Origin of the sequence: Abyssicoccus albus, assembly GCF_003815035.1 — a bacterium.
In the GTDB taxonomy this organism is placed as follows: Bacteria; Bacillota; Bacilli; order Staphylococcales; family Abyssicoccaceae; genus Abyssicoccus; species Abyssicoccus albus.
Genome location: NZ_RKRK01000008.1, coordinates 1 through 20,111 on the forward strand (window position 1 = coordinate 1; position 20,111 = coordinate 20,111).

Annotated in this window: 18 protein-coding genes, 5 tRNA genes and 7 pseudogenes; 13 read left to right on the forward strand and 17 right to left on the reverse strand. The window is 35.5% G+C overall.

Annotated elements, in window-relative coordinates; all coding sequences use genetic code 11:
- A pseudogene (locus EDD62_RS08830) lies at window positions 1-136 on the reverse strand (transcriptional regulator); the annotation flags it as partial.
- A gap of 373 nt (window positions 137-509) precedes the next feature.
- Here EDD62_RS08830 and EDD62_RS08835 point away from each other — a divergent pair.
- The 12 genes and pseudogenes from EDD62_RS08835 to EDD62_RS08890 all read left to right on the forward strand — a co-directional run.
- Window positions 510-1,255 (forward strand): annotated as a pseudogene (locus EDD62_RS08835) (AAA family ATPase); the annotation flags it as partial.
- Between the two features lie 292 nt (window positions 1,256-1,547).
- Complete coding sequence (locus EDD62_RS08840) at window positions 1,548-3,116, forward strand: multicopper oxidase family protein (protein WP_123808774.1); 1,569 nt, start codon at window positions 1,548-1,550, stop codon at window positions 3,114-3,116.
- 205 nt (window positions 3,117-3,321) lie between these two features.
- Window positions 3,322-3,648: a four-helix bundle copper-binding protein gene (locus EDD62_RS08845; RefSeq protein ID WP_123808776.1), complete on the forward strand. Its 327-nt coding sequence runs from the start codon at window positions 3,322-3,324 to the stop codon at window positions 3,646-3,648.
- A gap of 308 nt (window positions 3,649-3,956) precedes the next feature.
- A complete protein-coding gene (locus EDD62_RS08850) occupies window positions 3,957-4,406 on the forward strand; it encodes a transposase (protein WP_414731077.1) in 450 nt (149 codons plus the stop codon).
- Window positions 4,407-4,529, forward strand: a pseudogene (locus EDD62_RS08855) (ring-cleaving dioxygenase); the annotation flags it as partial.
- Window positions 4,530-4,553: 24 nt separating this feature from the next.
- Window positions 4,554-5,141, forward strand: a complete 588-nt coding sequence (locus tag EDD62_RS08860) for an alpha/beta hydrolase (protein ID WP_123808780.1) — start codon at window positions 4,554-4,556, stop codon at window positions 5,139-5,141.
- Window positions 5,142-5,155: 14 nt separating this feature from the next.
- Window positions 5,156-5,518, forward strand: a pseudogene (locus EDD62_RS08865) (NAD(P)H-dependent oxidoreductase); the annotation flags it as partial.
- A gap of 152 nt (window positions 5,519-5,670) precedes the next feature.
- A complete protein-coding gene (locus tag EDD62_RS08870) occupies window positions 5,671-6,993 on the forward strand; it encodes an ABC transporter substrate-binding protein (RefSeq protein ID WP_170152817.1) in 1,323 nt (440 codons plus the stop codon).
- Window positions 6,994-7,004: 11 nt separating this feature from the next.
- Window positions 7,005-7,889 (forward strand): carbohydrate ABC transporter permease, encoded by an 885-nt coding sequence (locus EDD62_RS08875; RefSeq protein ID WP_123808786.1) that lies wholly within the window; start codon window positions 7,005-7,007, stop codon window positions 7,887-7,889.
- 2 nt (window positions 7,890-7,891) lie between these two features.
- Window positions 7,892-8,734: a carbohydrate ABC transporter permease gene (locus tag EDD62_RS08880; RefSeq protein ID WP_123808788.1), complete on the forward strand. Its 843-nt coding sequence runs from the start codon at window positions 7,892-7,894 to the stop codon at window positions 8,732-8,734.
- 21 nt (window positions 8,735-8,755) lie between these two features.
- The gene (locus EDD62_RS08885) at window positions 8,756-9,859 is read left to right on the forward strand and encodes an ABC transporter ATP-binding protein (RefSeq protein WP_123808790.1); all 1,104 of its coding nucleotides are present in this window, start codon (window positions 8,756-8,758) and stop codon (window positions 9,857-9,859) included.
- A 104-nt stretch (window positions 9,860-9,963) separates the two neighbouring features.
- Window positions 9,964-10,239, forward strand: a pseudogene (locus EDD62_RS08890) (DUF1541 domain-containing protein); the annotation flags it as partial.
- Window positions 10,240-10,524: 285 nt separating this feature from the next.
- On the opposite strand, the gene EDD62_RS08895 reads toward EDD62_RS08890, so the two are convergent.
- The 11 genes and pseudogenes from EDD62_RS08895 to pdxS all read right to left on the reverse strand — a co-directional run bounded on the left by EDD62_RS08895 (window position 10,525) and on the right by pdxS (window position 18,252).
- Complete coding sequence (locus EDD62_RS08895) at window positions 10,525-12,666, reverse strand: copper-translocating P-type ATPase (protein WP_123808794.1); 2,142 nt, start codon at window positions 12,664-12,666, stop codon at window positions 10,525-10,527.
- A 33-nt stretch (window positions 12,667-12,699) separates the two neighbouring features.
- On the reverse strand, window positions 12,700-13,011 hold the full coding sequence (locus EDD62_RS08900; protein WP_249037366.1) for a redoxin domain-containing protein: 312 nt from the start codon (window positions 13,009-13,011) through the stop codon (window positions 12,700-12,702).
- A 371-nt stretch (window positions 13,012-13,382) separates the two neighbouring features.
- Entirely contained in the window at window positions 13,383-13,526 is a 144-nt protein-coding gene (locus tag EDD62_RS09260; RefSeq protein WP_170152818.1) for a hypothetical protein, read from the reverse strand.
- A gap of 24 nt (window positions 13,527-13,550) precedes the next feature.
- Window positions 13,551-14,018 (reverse strand): annotated as a pseudogene (locus tag EDD62_RS08910) (methyltransferase domain-containing protein); the annotation flags it as partial.
- 74 nt (window positions 14,019-14,092) lie between these two features.
- Window positions 14,093-14,977 (reverse strand): permease, encoded by an 885-nt coding sequence (locus EDD62_RS08915; RefSeq protein ID WP_123808798.1) that lies wholly within the window; start codon window positions 14,975-14,977, stop codon window positions 14,093-14,095.
- 88 nt (window positions 14,978-15,065) lie between these two features.
- Window positions 15,066-15,386: an ArsR/SmtB family transcription factor gene (locus EDD62_RS08920; RefSeq protein ID WP_123808800.1), complete on the reverse strand. Its 321-nt coding sequence runs from the start codon at window positions 15,384-15,386 to the stop codon at window positions 15,066-15,068.
- Window positions 15,387-15,418: 32 nt separating this feature from the next.
- Window positions 15,419-15,619: a hypothetical protein gene (locus EDD62_RS08925; RefSeq protein ID WP_123808802.1), complete on the reverse strand. Its 201-nt coding sequence runs from the start codon at window positions 15,617-15,619 to the stop codon at window positions 15,419-15,421.
- A 289-nt stretch (window positions 15,620-15,908) separates the two neighbouring features.
- Window positions 15,909-16,430, reverse strand: coding sequence for a tubby C-terminal domain-like protein (locus EDD62_RS08930; protein WP_077140990.1), 522 nt, complete (start codon window positions 16,428-16,430; stop codon window positions 15,909-15,911).
- 86 nt (window positions 16,431-16,516) lie between these two features.
- A pseudogene (locus tag EDD62_RS08935) lies at window positions 16,517-16,699 on the reverse strand (IS6 family transposase); the annotation flags it as partial.
- 106 nt (window positions 16,700-16,805) lie between these two features.
- A complete protein-coding gene (pdxT, locus tag EDD62_RS08940) occupies window positions 16,806-17,378 on the reverse strand; it encodes a pyridoxal 5'-phosphate synthase glutaminase subunit PdxT (RefSeq protein ID WP_123808805.1) in 573 nt (190 codons plus the stop codon).
- Window positions 17,368-18,252, reverse strand: coding sequence for a pyridoxal 5'-phosphate synthase lyase subunit PdxS (pdxS, locus tag EDD62_RS08945; protein ID WP_407922649.1), 885 nt, complete (start codon window positions 18,250-18,252; stop codon window positions 17,368-17,370). The genes pdxT and pdxS overlap by 11 nt, the downstream gene beginning before the upstream one ends.
- A 94-nt stretch (window positions 18,253-18,346) precedes the next feature.
- On the opposite strand from pdxS, the gene pdxR reads away from it, so the two are divergent.
- Window positions 18,347-19,630 (forward strand): MocR-like pyridoxine biosynthesis transcription factor PdxR, encoded by a 1,284-nt coding sequence (gene pdxR, locus EDD62_RS08950; protein WP_123808807.1) that lies wholly within the window; start codon window positions 18,347-18,349, stop codon window positions 19,628-19,630.
- A gap of 36 nt (window positions 19,631-19,666) precedes the next feature.
- On the opposite strand, the gene EDD62_RS08955 is transcribed toward pdxR, so the two are convergent.
- The 5 genes from EDD62_RS08955 to EDD62_RS08975 all read right to left on the reverse strand — a co-directional run bounded on the left by EDD62_RS08955 (window position 19,667) and on the right by EDD62_RS08975 (window position 20,095).
- Window positions 19,667-19,740: transfer RNA gene (locus tag EDD62_RS08955), tRNA-Ile, on the reverse strand.
- Between the two features lie 9 nt (window positions 19,741-19,749).
- Window positions 19,750-19,822: transfer RNA gene (locus EDD62_RS08960), tRNA-Ala, on the reverse strand.
- 23 nt (window positions 19,823-19,845) lie between these two features.
- Window positions 19,846-19,919: transfer RNA gene (locus EDD62_RS08965), tRNA-Pro, on the reverse strand.
- A 9-nt stretch (window positions 19,920-19,928) separates the two neighbouring features.
- Window positions 19,929-20,002, reverse strand: a tRNA-Arg gene (locus EDD62_RS08970).
- Window positions 20,003-20,014: 12 nt separating this feature from the next.
- Window positions 20,015-20,095, reverse strand: a tRNA-Leu gene (locus tag EDD62_RS08975).
- Between the last annotated feature and the right edge of the window lie 16 nt (window positions 20,096-20,111).

Here is a 20,111-nt window from a genome sequence, read left to right on the forward strand (position 1 = left end):
ATAAAAAGTTCAAAATACGAATTCTGGTTGGGTCACTCAATGCTTTGAACGTTTGCGAAACAATAAACAACGTTTCTTCATCTAAGTCTTGTTTTCCTTCATTCAACAACTCTTCGGGTTTCTGTTCTTCATTCATTTATTTCGCTCCTCTATAATATACCTATGTATATGAACATATATTCATGTTTTCATATATATAACTTACATGACGCTAAATTATATGTCAATTAGAAACTATAACATTCGAACGAGTCGTCAAGGTTTCTAAAAGTTAAAATATAAATATCAGTTTAGATAATGCGACAAGCGTAACTACTATGCTACCTTATCTCTAATGTAATGTTTATCTTGTTCCACAAATATACCTCGTTAGTTTAAGTGAACTTACTCGCAGAATAGTTATTTATAATTATTTTGTAAATTTAGCCTACGCTAAACCACCTTATTTAATAAATTCATTCAGAGACATCTCTACATAAAAGTAATTTTTAGAATAAGAAAATTTTCTTCTCAAAAACGAATATATTGGAATATGCTATGGATTACCCGGTGTCGGAAAAACATTGTCTTCCAAATATTATGCTAATTGGAACACTATCGAAAAAGAAATAGATTACACGTATATCAAGGAATTACAATCAGAAAATCTCGATGAAAGTATACTTGAAGCTAGAACCATTTTTTATACCGCGCCTCCTATAAGAGCGACAAAAATGACTGCAGAAATTCATTCCATTGGATTCAGAATAAATATGGTAAAAAGTATATACAGAGCAAAGAACAGTGAAGAAGAAAAATATACGACAGATTCATTTGAAGATATTGATCTTGTTATTGTAGATGAAATCAATCGATTAAAAATACAGAGTTTATAGCAACTGAGGGATATATATGATAGAAATAATATCGCAATGATATTTATTGGAATGCCTGGAATCGAGAAACGATTGGCACGATACCCCCAGCTCTATTCGAGAATTGGATTTGCTCATGAATTTGATAAACTCAGTAAAGATGAAACGCATCATATCTTGGAATACAAATGGGAAGAGTTGCGCCTTTCTATAAAAATTGAAGATTTTTCTGATTACGAAGCTCTGACTAGTATTATTAAAATTACTGGCGGGAACTTTAGACTCATTCAAAGATTTTCACTCAAATAGAGAGAATACTTGAAATCAATAATCTTCATACCATTACTTTAGAATTTGTGGAAGCTGCCCGAGACAGTTTAGTATTTGAAAGTGCAAGATAACATCGAAAGTGACAGTTGGAACATAAAAGGCTGTGTTCTACCTTTTTTCAAATGTGTTATAGTACAAAATAGCACTTAAAAACAGGCGTAAAATAGCGTCTTAAGTGACATCCTTTTACCGTATGCACTATTTTGTGTGTAAAACGGTCGTTTTTTGAACTTAATCTTGCATGTATTTTTTGTCATATTAAATACTCATTTTATGCACGGATTCTCGAAAATTATAATCTAGTCTAATACATAAAGGAATGACAAGTTCTTTATTAAAAGTAGAAAGAAGGGATTGTAAAGTATGAGAAAAAAGAACCTATTGATAAGCTTGTTTTCTCTAATGATGGTCATTGTTTTATCAGCTTGTACAAACAATGACGAAGAAGCATCTGTAGAAGATACTAACAATGGAAAGGATTCAAATGAAGAGATGAATATGAATGAGGACAATGAAAATTCTATGGAAGAAAATATGAATAACTCCTCCAGTGAAGGAGAAATGAATAATGGTTCCATGGGTAATGGTCATATGGATCATGATGATGTGGTAAGTCTAATTGATTCGACAGGAGAGAATGAACTGAATATCCCCCCTATACTCAAAAGCGACAGCAACAAAGGAACTGAGTATACAATACGCGCGCAAAAAGGAGAAACAGAAATATTTGATGGCGTTCAAACAAAAACATATGGATATAATGCCTCGTTTCTAGGTCCCATGCTTCAATTTGAAAAAGGAGATACTGTGAAAATAAACTTAATCAATGAGCTCAATGAAAATACCACTTTTCACTGGCATGGATTGGAAGTGCCAGGGAATGACGATGGTGGTCCACACAATGTATTGGAGCCAGGCGAAGAGAGTACTATTGAATTTGAAGTGACACAGGAAGCTGCCACATTGTGGTTCCATCCCCACCCGGAAGGAAAAACCTCTGAACAAGTGTACAACGGACTTGCTGGGTTAATTTATATCGAGGACCAAAATTCAAAAAATCTCGAATTACCAAGTGAATATGGAGAAAATGACATCCCTCTCGTTTTCCAAGACAAAGTATTTAATGATGAAAAACAACTGAATTACAAAGCCATAGCAAATGAAGATGGCACAGTCGGGGATACATCATTAATTAACGGCACATTGAATCCAAAATTAACTGTAGATAAAGAAAAAGTAAGGCTTCGACTTTTAAATGGATCAAATGCAAGAAATTACACCTTTAAACTAAATACAGGGGATTCTTTTGTACAAGTCGCAACAGACGGCGGGTTTTTAAATGAACCGGTCTCAATGGAAGAAATCACACTCACGCCTTCGGAGCGGGCCGAAATAATCATTGATTTTTCTAAAGTCGATGGTAATGAAAATATAGCGTTAATGAATGAAGATGGTGCCACGCTCTTACCTTTTGAAATCACAGATCAAACAGGTAAAAACATGGATATACCTGATGAAATGAATGACTTTTCAGTTACGGAAGAAGAAAAGAACCTGCCAGTGACAAAAGAAATTGAACTTTTCGGCATGATGGATCATGTAACGATAAACGGAAAAAAATTTGATCCTGAAAGAATTGATTTTACGCAGGAACAAGGTGTTACAGAAGTATGGGAAATCTATAATAAACCTGACATGATGGGCGGCATGATTCATCCGTTCCACATCCATGGTGCTCAGTTTAAGATCCTTTCCAGGAATGGAGAAGCACCAGCTGAGAACGAAAGAGGCTGGAAAGATAGTTTTTCCGTTGCCCCGGATGAGACTGTAAAAATTGCCATTCAGTTTAAAAATAAAGGCATATATATGTTCCACTGTCACATACTTGAACATGAGGACAATGGGATGATGGGACAGGTTAAAGTAGAGTAAGCTCCAAAGCTTCAATCTAATAACAAAAAAGGAACTATTTCTTGATTTTTTCTAGACGAATTACAATATTGAGTAAGTTGGAGAAGGACAATCATCATTAAAATTATGTGCAGTTTCTATGGAGTTTTACCATATCGGTTTATATGCGAAATGGATGGGTATTTAATTAATGTAAGTACATTCAATTCTATAGGAGGGATTTATAATGGCTCATGAACAACATCAACAACTGATTCAGACGTTACATGAATGTATGGAAGCCTGTAACCACTGTTACGATGCCTGTCTGAGGGAAGAAGACGTAAAAATGATGGCGGAGTGTATCCGATTGGATCGTGAATGTGCAGATATCTGTGCATTTTTAGAACAGGCTCTGACAAGAAATTCACCATTTTCTTCTGATTTGGCGGCAGCATGTGCCAAGGTCTGCGAAGCATGCGGCAACGAGTGTCAAAAACATGACCACGATCACTGCCAGAAATGTGCAGATGCGTGCTTCAAATGTGCAGAGGCTTGTAAAGAAATCGCCTAAGCACAACACTTAGAAAGAAGTGGTATGTCGGAACTTATTCTGGACATACCACTTCTTTTATTTCCGGTTAAGATTGTACCCTGCATTTTAACGAAAATATACATTAAGGTGTATTTGCATTATTAATTAAGAGCGCCCTTGATTTTGACAATACTTATAAGAGACGCCTTAGTTTAGACAAGGTTATAAAAAACAGTTGAGTTCGCTTAGAACCATCGTTGCAAGGAGGAGTAAACCGAATTCCCTTCAAAACAGTCATTAAGGTACTCAAAAATATCTACGAAAGAAATATAAGATATAATGAGCAATTGAAAATCCTTGGCGATCGAAAAAGCTATTCTAAGACAGATTGTGATGCCACATTCATGAGAATGAAGGAAGACCATATGAAGAACGGTCAATTGAAGGCAGGATATAATTTACAGATTGCGACAAACAATCAATTCACCCTGGCTTATGACATCTTTCCAAATCCGGCGAATTCAAGAACACTCACGCCGTTCTTGAATCATTTCATAGATTTGCATAAGAAACTTCCTAAATATATTGTTGCCGATGTTGGATATGGAAGTGAAGAAAATTATGAGAATTTGATTGATGATTTTGAAGTTACACCTTTAATTCCTTTTAATACATACTATTCGGAGCAATCAAAGAAAAACAGAACAAATATTTTTAATACATTTAATTGGCCATATAATGAAATTGAAGATTATTTTACATGTCCCGAAAATTACGACCTTAGATTCTCTCATTGATTTATGGAAGATGAGCCATACGAAACATTAGGTGAAAAACTCGCACTCCCGCCATTTTTAGAAGATAAACGTGAAGAAATTGAAAGTCAAATTCGTCATTTCGATACGACACGTTCAAAATAAATTCTTAAATATAGGAGGTTTCTCATGAAACACGTATATCAAGAAAATAAAAAAGGTGCACCAGTTTTTGTTTTATTACATGGAACTGGCGGTGATGAGACGGATTTAATTCCTCTCGCTCAAGCAATTAATTCAAATTTCAATTATTTAGGCGTGCGTGGAGAAGTAAAAGAAAATGGAATGAACCGCTTCTTTGAACGCGTCGGTATGGGACAGTATAACTGGGATGATTTACGAAATCGTGCCGATCAACTATTTGAATTTATTAAAGAAAAATCCATCGAGTATGACTTTGATTTAAGTGATGTTTATTTACTCGGATTCTCTAATGGTTCAAACATTGCATTGGAAATGATTTTCCGTCACCCAGAAGCATTTCACCATGCGATACTTGGTGCACCATTATATCCCGCTAACTTAAAAGATACTTTTGATTTAGGACATTTAAATGTCCTTTTATCCATGGGTAAAAATGATCCGATGGCACCCGTTCAAGAAAATGAACGTCTCATTGAAATGTTAAAAGATCGCGGTGCATCAGTTTCTACACATTGGGTAGAAGGGCACAATTTAGATCAGAGTGTTGTAGAGGCAGCTAAAGACTGGATTTAACTATTAAATACAAATTTAGCACGCCAACACGTTTTGGTATGATCTCTTCTCAAATGAAACAATTCATTGATACGTTGGGTGGATTATGGGCGCAAGGTAAAACAATTAATAAAGCCGTAAGTGCAATGACTTCAGCAAACAATGCAAACGGTGGTCAAGAAGCGACATTACTCAGCTTCTACACAACAATGATGCACTGGGGTGCAGTTATCGTACCACCAGGATATACAAGTGATAAAATTGCACCTGCTGGCGGTAATCCATACGGAACGAGCGCAACTTTAAATGAAGATGGAAGCATTAAAGAAGAAGTTCGACCTGCAGTTGAACACCAAGTAAAACGTACATTAGAGATCGCAACTAAAATAAACCAATAATATTTCACACACCAATTCAATAGAGTTGGTGTGTTTTTCATTTTAAATTAATTGACAATAGTGTGTCCAAAGAGTACTCTAAATATGTAAATTTAGTTGTAATTTTCATATATTTTCTACTATGTTTTTAAAATTTTATAAAGGTGGGTATGATGAAACATTTCAGTTATTTTTTTGTATTGATTCTCGTACTGTTACTAACTGCATGTAACGGATTTTCAGTAGACAGCAATTCAAGTAATTCTAGCGAAAGTAATGGTGATAATGCATCTTCTGAACCTATCGAACTTAACTTTTGGACATTCTGGGGTAGTGAAGAGCGCCGTACAGTTATTGAGAAAATCATTAAAGATTTTAACGAATCCCAAGATGAAATTATTGTAAAACATACATACGTTCCTTGGAGCGATATTTTTACTAAAAACTTATCCGCTATTGCTGCAGGCGATCCACCAGATGTCATTATTAATGATATTAATTCACTTAGAGTACGCGCATCTGAAGGACAAGTAGAACCCATTACAGAATATGTAGATGATGAAGTTCAATCACGTTTTTATGACCAATTGTTCGATGCGGCAGTCGTTGATGATGAGATTTATGCGTTACCATTTAATACAGATAACTCAGTAATGTTTTATAATGTTGCACATTTAGAAGAAGCAGGATTATCTACAGAAGATTTACCTGAAACATGGGAAGAAGTAGATGCATATGCACAAGCATTAGATATTCAAAATGACGAAGGATATGAACGTATTGGATTTTATCCATTAATACGTGGATCTATTTCATTATGGATGGTCAATGCTTTAGGTGAAAATTATATTTCTCCTGAAGGAGAGATTAATATTAATAACCCTGAAGTACATTCAGCATATGAATGGGTACTTCAGTCTCAAGAAAAATATGGAAAGAATTATTTAGATTCAGTGAATGCCCGATTTGATAACGCACAGCAAGATCCTTTCATGTCAGGAGAAGTATCAATTTTAGTACGTAACGCAAACTATAATGTTCAATTACGTAATCATGCAAGTGATTTAGAGTTTGTTACTAGTCCACTCCCACAAAGAGAACTTGGTGCAAAACCGGCATCAATCGGTGGTGGATTCGTTGCCGAAATACCGAAGGGTGCAAGTAATCCAGAAGCATCATATCAATTTATCGAATATATAACGAATTACGACTCACAGTTATACTGGGCTGAAAATAACTTTGACTTGATGGCTAACGAACAAGCAAGTATTGACGCAGCTGAAAGTACAGAATTTAATAATACAGATCAAAAAGTTTACAATACAATGGTTGACAACATGGAAAACACTGTGTTGACTTTAATTCCCCTAGGCGCACCGGATTACGGTAGTACTTTACATTCTATATTTGATGAAATTATTAACGGTTCAGAAACTGTTGAAGATGGTATACCACGTGCACAATCAGAAATGGAACGCATGTTTAATAATGAGTAAGTGGTGATTTTATGAAACGACAAGAAAATATATATGGCTACTTATTTATATTGCCATGGATTATTGGGTTTTTGGGGCTAACATTTGGCCCCATGGCCTTTTCTTTATATGGGAGTTTTACGAATTATAACGTTACTTCTAGGATGGATTATATTGGACTCAGTAATTATAAAGAAATGCTATTCCATGACAATTTGTTTTGGACATCAATGGCAAACACGTTATTTTTCGTCGTGTTTACCGTCCCTCTAACGACTATCGCCGCAATTCTTATTTCCGTTATGCTAAACCAAGATGTTCCAGGTATGCGATTTTTCCGTACAATTTATTATTTGCCCGCCGTGCTATCTGGCGTTGGTGTGTATTTGTTGTGGATGCAATTACTCGATCCATCAGCAGGTTTAATTAATCAGTTTTTAGGATTGTTTGGCATTAATGGCCCAAACTGGTTATTCGATGCGAATTGGTCGAAACCATCATTAATCTTAATGAAGTTATGGAGTGCGGGTGGTGCGATGTTATTATACTTATCCGCAATGCAAGGGATTTCAAAATCCTTGTATGAAGCCGCATCTATTGAAGGTGCAACGAACTTTCAAAAATTTTTTAAAATTACATTACCTTTAATCAGTCCGATTATATTTTTTGATGTGATTACGAGTACAATCGGTTCATTTCAAATTTTCCAAGAAGCATATATTATGAGTTCAGATAACTCCGGGTCTCCTGAAAACTCTTTACTATTTTATAATTTATATATGTGGATTAAAGCATTTACTGTATTTGATATGGGCTATGCAATGGCAATGTCTTGGGTATTGTTTGTCATCGTACTTGTATTAACATTAGTAAATTTTACTTTAGCAAAATTTTGGGTCCATTATGAGGATGATTAATCATGTTCGATAATAAAACGAATAACTTTTGGAAATCGTTTAACTTTATACTGCTGTTAGTTGGAAGTGTGTTTATGGTAGCACCATTGTTTTGGATGGTGTCGACTTCTTTAAAATCTTTAGAAGAAATATATAACGGAGAATTTACGTTTATCCCGAGAAATATTCAATTTTCTAATTATAGTAATATTTTCGATATTGTACCGTTTGGTACTTATTTCTTAAATACGACAGTCATTGCAATTATTGTTGTACTTGCGAATGTATTTGTAAACGCCATGATTGCATATGCGTTTTCTAAAATACATTTTAAAGGGCGCAATATTTGGTTTTTTATTGTATTGTCAACGATGATGTTGCCTGGATTTGTAACATTAATCCCACAGTACGTTATTTTTGCTAAACTCGGATTAGTCAATACTTACTATCCGCTCATTATACCGGCGTTACTAGGTAGTGCGTTTAACATTTTTTTATTAAGACAATTTTTTAAAGGGATTCCTGATAATTACATAGAAGCTGCAAAATTAGAGGGCGCCAATCATTTTCAGATTTTTTATAAAATAGGTTTACCAATGGTACGTCCTGCATTGCTTACCGTTGCGATTTTTTCATTTAATGCGGTATGGAACGATTTTTTAGGCCCATTATTATATTTAAACGATGAAAGACTATATACGTTACAACTCGGTCTCCAAGTATTCCAAGGGCAGTCGACGACACAGTGGAACTATTTAATGGTCGGTGCAATTATTGTACTTTTACCCGTTATATTGTTGTTCTTCTTTTTACAAAAGTACTTTATCCAAGGTGCCAACATACTTGGCGATAAAGATTTGAAATAATCATAACTAGGAAGTGACAAAATGGCAGATTTATCGTTACAACACATTCATAAGCAATACGATAACAAAGGCCTTGAAGTCGTAAAAGACTTCAACCTCGATATAAAAAATGGGGAATTTATCGTGTTTGTTGGTCCATCTGGATGTGGAAAATCAACAACATTACGTATGATTGCGGGCCTAGAAGATATTACTTCTGGAAAATTATTGATTAATGGCCAAGAAATGAATAATGTGCTACCGAAAAATAGGGACATTGCAATGGTATTCCAAAACTATGCATTGTATCCACACATGAGTGTATTTGATAATATTGCTTTTGGTTTAAAGATTAAAAGGTTACCACGTAAAGAAATTCGTTCAAAAGTAGAAGAGGCTGCAAATATTTTAGGACTTGAACAGTTTTTAAAGCGTAAACCAAAAGCGTTATCTGGCGGACAGCGTCAACGTGTCGCTTTAGGGCGTGCGATTGTACGTGATGCGAGTATATTTCTAATGGATGAACCATTATCTAACTTAGATGCGAAATTACGCGTGCAAATGCGTGCAGAAATTATTAAATTGCATAACCGCTTAAAAACAACAACAATTTATGTAACGCATGACCAAACTGAGGCATTAACGATGGCTGACCGCATTGTTATTTTAAATAACGGTGAAATAATGCAAGTCGGTACACCAAAAGAAGTGTATAATTATCCAAACAACTTGTTTGTCGCGCAGTTTATCGGATCACCACCGATGAATATATTTAAATGTACATTTGATGGGAAAGCTGTGCATATAGGAGATAACACTATACTTCATTTACAAGATGAACAAGTTGAATTATTAAATGCGAGAAACTATAAAGATCAACTCCTATACTTTGGCATACGTCCTGAAGATATAAAAATCCAAACTCGTGTGGACGCATCTAAGTCATCAACACAAATAGAAACAGTCGTTCGTGTGAGTGAATTAATGGGGGCAGAATATATGGTGTATGCTGATTTAGAAGGCACAGATTTTGCTGCTCGAGTAGAAGCGGATCGTAATATTGAACAAGGTAATCGTATATATTTAAATTTTAATTTAAATAAAACACATTTCTTTGACTATAATAGTAAAGAAAAAATCGTTTAACCAAATTAAGTGAAAGAAAAAAAGTTATAAAAAGTTTGGGTATGACACAACATGTGTATATAAATATATGTATTTGAATTCATTACTTTAAAGGTGGCCTGCGAGGTATGTATGGCGCTGAAGCAACCATCTCCGGAGACTTTGATACAACAGTTTATTCCGTATCATATATACCAACAAATGGTGGAGAACCAGTAGAAGATCATAAATGGGTCATCCACGAAGAATTGGAAAATCCGGGTGAAGCTTCCTTAGAACCAGGAGATGAGGTAGTAATGAATGCCACACATATGGAAAGTATGGAAGGTGCCACTGCTACGATTGATTCAGCTGAACAGACAACAGTTTACATGGTAGACTTTGTCACAACAGATACTTGAGAAGAAGTACAAAATCATAAATGGGTAATTGAAAGCGAATTGGCGCCTGTTGAATAACTCTAAATATTTTCAACGAGGAATAAAGAGTCTATCCAAAACGGATAGACTCTTTATTATTGGCCATATGTTATTAATCCAATATACCAAAATGTTAAAAACAAGTAAGAGAATTTATAAAATTAAGAAGGAAGTCGAAATTGCAATCGCCTTCCTTCCATAATATATTGCATAATTTTCACTTCTTATAAAAAATATTATCTCTATAATACTTCAAATAAGTTTACTTTAATCTATTTCGAATCGATGTAGCAATTGCGCATTGATTGCTACGATGATGGTGCTTAAGCTCATCAGTATTGCACCGACAGCCGGGCTGAGTACAATGCCCCAAGGAGCCAGAGCGCCTGCAGCCAATGGGATGGCAAAAATGTTGTAGCCGGTTGCCCATATCAAGTTCTGAACCAGTTTATTAAAGGTCTGTTTGGAAAGGCTGAATATGGCCAGTATATCTTTCGGATTGCTGTCCACAAGAACGATATCTGCACTATCCATAGCGATATCTGTCCCTGCCCCTACCGCAATGCCAACATCTGCTTTCGTCAAGGCCGGCGCATCATTAATACCATCCCCGGTCATTGCAACCACTAAACCACGCTTTTGAATTTCCGTTACTTTCTCTGCCTTCTGATCCGGCAGAACTTCTGCATAGACTTCATCAATCCCGATTTGTTCTGCAACGTAATTCGCCACTTTCCGGTTGTCTCCAGTGAGCATGATGGCCTTGATATTTCGCTTGTGCAATTGTTCAACCGTCTGTTTTGAGCTCTCTTTGATTTTATCTGCCAATGCGATGGCGCCTGACAGTTCTTCATCAATGATCAGGAACACAACCGTCTTACCCTGTTCGGACCATTTGTTGAAATTCTGATCGTCAAAGCTGATACCTTGTTCACTGATATACCCGGGACTTACAACTTTGATATTCCTGTTATCAATTGTCCCTTCAATTCCCACGCCAGTAATAGAATTGAAATGTGTCATTTCATGCAGTTTCAGTTTCCTTTTCTTTGCTTCATTGATTATTCCTGTAGCAATGGGATGCTCAGAGTCATTCTCTACTGTCGCTGCATAGCTTAGTATCTTATTTTCGTCCATATCACTGAAAGTTTGCACGTCTGTTACTCCAAATTTACCTTCAGTTAACGTACCAGTTTTATCGAAAATTACCGCATCAATATTCCGGGCCCGTTCGAACTGAGGACGTTTGCGAATCAACAGACCATGCTTCGCAGATAAAGCAGTAGAAACAGAGATGACCAGAGGCGCTGCGAGACCTAAAGCATGCGGGCAGGTGATAACCATGACGGTCACTGTTCTTTGTATGGCCGTATCTACAGTGGCTCCGATACTTATCCAAACAATAAAGGTGATAATACCAGCAGCCAAAGCGATATAAAACAGCCATTTGGCCGCCTGATTCGTGATGTCCTGTGTTTTGGATTTTGTCTTCTGGGATTCTTTGACCATTTCGATGACCTGGTTCAAGTAGGACTCATCCATCAGTTTTTCTACTTCTATTGTAAGTGAGCCTTCCCTATTGATTGATCCACCGATGACCTCGTCATTAACAGATTTGGTTACGGGAACGGACTCACCTGTCAGCATGGATTCATCGATTTGGGATTTTCCTTTAACGATCTTTCCATCCAAGGGCATCTTTTCTCCCGGTTTGACCAAGATCAGATCCCCTGCTTTGATAGCATCAACCTGCACTTCTTCCGTCTCACCATTCTCAGCAATACGATTTGCTGTGTTCGGCATCAGGGATGCAAGTGACTCCAGAGCTTTGGATGCATTATTGATCGATCGCATTTCAATCCAGTGGCCCAGAAGCATGATCAGTACCAGGGTTGCCAGTTCCCAGAAAAGTTGCTCCCCGTTAAACCCAAATACGACAGCTAGGCTGTAGAAGAATGCGATGGAGATGGCCATGGCAATCAGTGTCATCATCCCGGGTTCTCTGTTTTTCAGTTCATCAAAAGCACCCTTGAGGAAAGGCCAACCGCCATAGAAATAAACGAATGTGGACAAGGCAGCTAGAATATAGATATCCCCTGTAAAGCGCCAGTCAACGCCCATAAAATCCTGAATCATTGGAGACAGGAGAAGGATCGGAATGGTGAATATTAAAACAACAAAAAACTTATTCCGGAATTCCGTCACCATATGTCCGTGATGATCATGTGCACCGTGGTCATGTGCACCGTGGTCATGTGCACCGTGGCCATGATTATCGTGCTCAAGTTCATCATGAGACTCATCGTGATTTTTATATTCATGATGGTCGTGATGGGTATGCTCTTCCTGACTATGATGATTATGATTTTCCTCCTGGTCAAAATGTGGCTCTTTTTTGTGATGATTCATTATATCACTCCTTAGTATTGTATCTTACTTACATTATACCCCTAGTGGGTATAATTTGCAACTACTGGATAAGAACTGATTAATCTGCTGCTCATCCTCAGAAACATTTACTGCAATGATTTCATAGTCTTCATGTCCTTCATTATAAATTCGGTTCATATCAGGCATTTCTTCACGACACGGCTTACACCAAGTCCCCCAGAAATTCAAAATAACACCTTTTTCTGAATTGATATCCGATAATTGTATTGAATCACCATTTAACGTCTCCAATTGAAAATCAATTGATTCATCGCCTACTTGTAAGGCTTTTGTATCAGAAGTTAAGTTGAACCATAAGGTCACACCTAACAAAATAATGACACTCAGTATAATACTGATTCTTAGAATCTTCCTTGTTTTTTCTTCATACTCTTACACCTCCAGTAGCAATTACTTTCATCTTGCACCTCATACATAGTTAATTTTGAAAGATAATGTTCAAACAAACTTACTATTCTATTAGAATAAGAAATCATTCGTACACTAGTCTTATTACCAATTTTAGCTATTAAAAAATTCCACGCTAATTATTGTCATTTTTATAATACCTTTCCATAGCTTTTTGACGTTCTTCTTCGGTAAAGTCAGCTAAACTTTTAATCATTTCAGCACCTCCATTAAAAAAAGGAAGCATGCTTTTATGCTCCCTAATTTAAATTGTCAATGATACGACATTAACAACAACCTTTATTATTCTGTTGATCTTTATTTGTATTCTCTTTTTTGCTCTCTTTATTTTCTTTAATCTCCACGGAACAACATTCTTGCTTTTTAGGTTTTAATTTAGAAATAGCTTTTTTAAATGAATTTTTTTCCATTTTAACACCTCCTTTAATTGGTTTTTAGCAACCACATGATGTATCGCAACAGTCTTCTATATCAATTGCTTCTTCATTTTCTTTGATAAATTCAAAGACATTGTTATATAGGGGTTGCTGTAATATATTAAATATTTTTTCACATACAAAAGTTCTTTCTCCACGCTCAAAAATATGATTATCATCATCTTCAATATGTTTAAATGGACCTTTGTATATAACAGATTGTCCTTTATCTATACAAGGACCTTCTTTTCCTTTATGAGCTATAACGGTCATACTTCTAAAGTTAATATCTTCTATAGTCGTCCATGTATCTTCACGTTTATCTATTTCGATACCATAAAACCCTACTTTTTCAAAAGATTCAACAAAAGATTTTTCTTCAATAGCGCCTGAATAGCAACCACTCCATAAGTCTTCGTCTTGTCTCAATTGTTCAGGAACTTCTGCGTTAGATACAATATCTGAGATGACAACTTTACTACCATCATGATTTTTTGCAGCATTTCCATATCTACTGATTACTGATGCTTCTTGATTCATTAATTTATCCCCCCTTAAATTTAAATAATTATATTAACAATTAATCCGGTAGCAATAGCTACACCTAAAATTGCGATAACAAATGATATTACAAATTTTCTTTTGAATAACTTAGATAGTAATGCCACTTCTGGAATACTTGCGCCCGCTCCACCAATAATCAATGCCACAACTGTTCCTAGTGACATACCTTTTGATACCAATGCTTCAGCTATAGGTAACATTGTTTCTGGTCTAATATACATAGGAATACCTATAATAGAAGCAATGAATACGGATATAATGCCACCTCCACTTGCATATTTAGTAATAAATGTTTCGGGTACAAATCCATATATGAACGCTCCAATAAATACACCAATAAATAGGTAAGGAAGCATTGGATATAAAAATGCCCATGCATCATTTAATGCTTGTTTAAAACGAGATCCCGTTTTATTAGCAAAAAATCCATCGCCTTTAACATTTACTCCTTTATAAGTTTCAGCTAAATTCATTTTTGAAAATACAAAACCTGTTAAGATACTAAAGATTGCTAGTACAATAAAATAAACTATTGCAACTTTCCATCCTAATAAAGCCCATAGCATAAATATCATTAATGGGTTCATTAATGGTGAAGCAATTAAGAAACTCATTGCTGGACCAAAAGGAACTTTGGAATTTAATAGACCTGCAAGTATTGGAATAGTTGAACAAGAGCAAAATGGTGTCAAAGCACCAAACACCGTCCCCAACATATAACTAATTGCTTGATTAGGCTTGCTCAAAAGTCTTTTGATTTTTTCTTCCGAAACTACTTGTTGAATTAAACTTACAATAAAGCTCACGATTATGAATAGTATTAATAATTCAAAAAACAACATTAAAAATGTTTTTATGAATTCTATAATTGAGTCTAACATCAGTATAACGCCTCCGAATTTATTTAATCAACTTTTTTTGATACAATAATCAAAAAAAGTTGATGTATATTGTATTAAAAGAAGATACTTATAGTATCTTACAACAAGTATCTTCATTCAAAACTAGCTGTATTTGTTGTTCATTAATTTTATAATAGTTCCATGTACCATGCTTTTCAGCAATAAGAATATCTGCATCTACTAATTTTTTTAGATGATAAGAAAGCTTAGATTGTTTTAATTCTAATAATTCCTCCAAGTCACATACACACAGAGATTTTGCATCGCTTTGACGTATTGAATGTAAAATTTTAAGTCTAATTTTATCAGCAAGAGCGTTAAACATCAGTTCATAAAAATCTAAGTTTTCTTCCTCAGTTCTATTAGGAACGGATTTAATAACTTCCATTAAAAGATCACCTCTCTTGTATTTAAATAGCTCTATTTTTGTTTAAGTTTTTGTATTGCTAAATTAAAATGAGTTTCTGTCGTTTTACCATACATATCAGTCTCTCCTTTAAAAAACTCTTTCTTCATATATATTATAGCTTCTTTTAAAGTGACTTCTCTTGATATCATGATTAGGTTCATATAACTAACAAAATAATCAACAGATAGTGTACTTGCATGATTTACTCTCATAAAATAGAACTCCTTTATAAAATAACAAAACAATACATCAATTTTTTTTGATGTATTAACTATAACTTATTATTTCAATTTTTGCAAGATACTAATTTCTGTCATTTAGGGTAGGCCTTAAACATACATATATTATGTATTGATTTGACTGCATTTCGACTACCAACTCCATTTTCACCTATCAAGCCATGAATTGTTCCTTCACTAATCTGTATACTAACATCATCTAAAATTTTTTCTTTTTAATTCTTTTACTTAAATTTGCAATTCTTAATTCCTTCATTTAAGTCTACTTCCCATAAAAATACGCGTGGAAAATCCCCAGTAGAAATAATCGATACTCTTCGTATTCTTCATCCAGTACTTCTAAATTGCCATAAAAAGGACTTACAAATTTTATCTTCCATTTCGCTATCGTTTTTCCCGATTCTTTATCGATAAGTTCTGCCCATGCACCAAAAGTTTGCTCCATACTATAGTTTTTACCATTGAAAGAGAACTCTGTAATATTTGTAACTTTCAAAAAATCTTTTTGAATCATCTCAAACTCAAAAGTCTCATCTTTATAATAATATTCCACATGATACTTTTTCCATCTAAAAGGGTTTCCTCTTTTCGCCCTGAAAACAACTTCTTGATTGGAGTTGAGAACTTCAAATCTGTTAATTAAATTTGCGTTACCAACATAATCTACAACTCTTTCCAAAACATTTTTGTAAAATTTACGTATATAGCCGATGCATTCTTTCTGCTCGTTCTCTATTTGTGAGATCTTTGTAGAATATTTATTATATACTCTGTATTTATACATTTTTTATCCACCTTATAATATATAGTTTAATACTCTATTACTGACTAAGACCTCAATTATAGCCTCGCCAATAATAGCAGTATTATCATTTGATATAAAATTGGAGCATATTCTTGAACCCAACGGTAGACCGTTGAATGATGAACGTTGACACCACGTTCTCTTAGTATTTCAGATATATCACGATAACTCAACGCGTATCTTAGATAGTAGCCAACGGCTACAGTGATGAGGTCCTTGTTAAATTGTTTATATCTGAAATAGTTCATATAACATACTCCTTTTTGTTAAAATGATACTATAAATTCAACTTTGCAACAGAACCATATATTAAACCCACCGAATCATAAAATGGATTCGATGGGTTTTTAGCTTCTAATCTATAGTCTGCTCTATAAAGTATTTCATCATACTTAAATCATTCGATAGTTCAGGATGAAATGATACGCCTAAATATTTCCCTTGTTTAACCGCCACAATATTATCATCAACCGTCGATAATACTTCGACATGTTGCTCTACAGATTTAATGATCGGTGCTCTAATAAAAATTGCTTCGACCTGATGGTCGATTCCTGTAACATTAAGCATCGTTTCAAAGCTATCAATTTGGCGACCAAATGCATTTCGCTCGACATGTATATCTAATTTCCCAATATGGTAATCTTCTCTATCTTGAACTGATTTCGCCAGTAAAATGAGTCCGGCACATGTCCCATACATCGGTAATTCACTTTGTCTCAACGACGTTGTGAAGTCATACTCATCTAACAGACGTCGCATCGTTGTTGACTCACCACCGGGTAATACTAAACCATCAATGTCATTTAATTGTTCAACCCGTTTAATCGGTATAGCGATATGCCCTAATTGTTCAATTTGATGAATATGCTCTCTCACTGCACCTTGAAGTGCAAGAACGCCTATTTTCTTCTGATTACCAACCACGTTCGCTCATTCTCTCTTCTAATGAAATATCGTGCATATCTAAGCCAGGCATTGCTTTACCTAAATCTCTAGATAATCGACCGATTAAATCGTAATCTTGATAGTGAGTTGTTGCTTGTACAATCGCTTTGGCAAATTTCTCCGGTGCTTCTGATTTAAATATTCCAGACCCTACGAATACACCGTCCGCTCCAAGTTCCATCATTAACGCAGCATCCGCTGGTGTTGCAACACCACCCGCAGCGAAATTTACTACTGGCAATTTACCTAACTGCTTGATCTCCTTCAATACATCGAATGGTGCTTGATGATCTCTTGCAAAGGTCATCAATTCATCATCACTTAAATTAACGATACGACGGATATCTGCATTCACTTGTCTCATATGGCGAACCGCTTCAACAATATTCCCTGTTCCAGGTTCTCCTTTTGTACGAAGCATTGCCGCACCTTCACCAATTCGACGAGCAGCTTCTCCAATGTTACGACAACCACATACAAACGGTACAGTATAGTCGCTTTTCAATAAGTGATATTCTTCATCCGCTGGTGTTAACACTTCAGACTCATCGATATAATCAACACCCATCGATTCTAACACGCGTGCTTCAGAAATATGTCCAATACGGCACTTCGCCATCACTGGGATACTGACTGCATTCATCACTTCATCGACAATTGTAGGATCAGCCATACGTGCCACCCCACCCGCTTTACGAATGTCACTAGGCACTCTTTCTAACGCCATGACAGCCACGGCACCCGCCGCTTCAGCAATCTTAGCTTGTTCAGCATTGACAACGTCCATGATGACGCCACCTTTTTGCATCTCTGCCATTCCTCTTTTTACACGATCTGTTCCTTTTTGTTGCATCATAATCTCTCCTTTAATATGTATATATTTTATCCTACACAACTAACTGATATGGTAAAATAGCCAAATAAGAATAATTTTAGGTGGTCAGATTATGATTGAATTAGATAAGAAAAGTAATACACCAATGTACAAACAACTTTATGAACAAATAAAGTCACATATTTTATCTGGTCAGTATAAGCCACATGAAAAACTTCTCTCAAAAAGAGTGCTAGCAAAAGAACATCAAATTAGTCAAACGACTGTTGAAAATGCATTAAATTTATTGCTAGATGAGGGGATAATATATACTAAAGTTAAAAGTGGTATCTACGTTAGTCCTGTTGAAACAGTCTTTAAATCCACTAAACAGTCAAAAGCGGTAGAGATTAAAACTCAAAACCCTTATTCTTACGATATCGGCAAGATTGATACAGAAGTACTTCCCAATAAAACGTTCAAAAAGATTATAAAAGATTCTTTTTCTGATACTTCATTATTTCAAACGAGTCCATTTTTTGGCCATATCGAACTAAGACAACAGTTAACGCAGTATTTAGCAAAATCAAGAGGAGTTAATGCAACTTATGAGCAAGTCATTATAGGCTCTAGTACTCATCAGCTACTACAACGATTATTTAAAACATTATCATTCAAAAATATAGCCATTGAAAAGCCTAGTTATCCAACGATTGTAGATGTGTGTAAAAATAGTCAAGTAGAAATGACAACTGTTGAAGTAGATGAATATGGTATTGATATAAAAAATATAAAGCCGTCTTTAGACTGTATTCACATTACACCTAGTAATCAATATCCTACAGGGGCAATTTTATCTATAGAACGTCGTACTAAACTACTACAATTTGCAAAAAAAAATGATATTTATATTATAGAAGATGATTATGATAGTGAATTCAGATATAACAAAGAGCCTCTTCCGTCTATTCAAGGTCTCGATTTAGATGGTGAACACGTCATTTATATGGGAACATTCTCAAAATCATTATTTCCATCATTAAGAATTGCGTATATGGTTTTACCACAACATTTGCTACAAACTTATTATGATATAAATCATAAAGAATCACAGACCGTTCCTCACCATACTCAACATTTCACTAAAGAACTAATGGTAAGTGGCGAATTCGAAAGACACATTCAGCGCAGCCGAAAATATTATTCAACAAAAATCAATCATATTTGTAACGAATTAGACAAAAAAGGAATTCTATATAGCGGAGCTCATACAGGGATGCATATTATGCTCTACAACATTACACCTTGTAATTTAAGACCCGTAGATGATGTCCCTAATGCGTATATATTGGGAATTGGAGGTGAACGTACTGAGGATATTATACAGTTCATTCATACACTTGAAGTATTAAAATAAAAAAGAGACTTCTATTTAGAAGTCTCTTCATATAAGTGGGACTGAGTGGACTCGAACCACCGACCTCACGCTTATCAGGCGTGTGCTCTAACCAGCTGAGCTACAGTCCCATATCGAAGTGGAGAATAGCGGGATCGAACCGCTGACCTCCTGCGTGCAAAGCAGGCGCTCTCCCAGCTGAGCTAATCCCCCACGATATAATTTAAAGAAAAGAGTCGGGAAGACAGGATTCGAACCTGCGACCCCTTGGTCCCAAACCAAGTGCTCTACCAAGCTGAGCTACTTCCCGTTATGTCCACGCGCCCGAGAGGAGTCGAACCCCTAACCTTTTGATCCGTAGTCAAACGCTCTATCCAATTGAGCTACGGGCGCATAAAATAAAAATGGTGCCTAGGACCGGAATCGAACCGGTACGGTAATCACTTACCGCAGGATTTTAAGTCCTGTGCGTCTGCCAGTTCCGGTATAAATACGATAACAC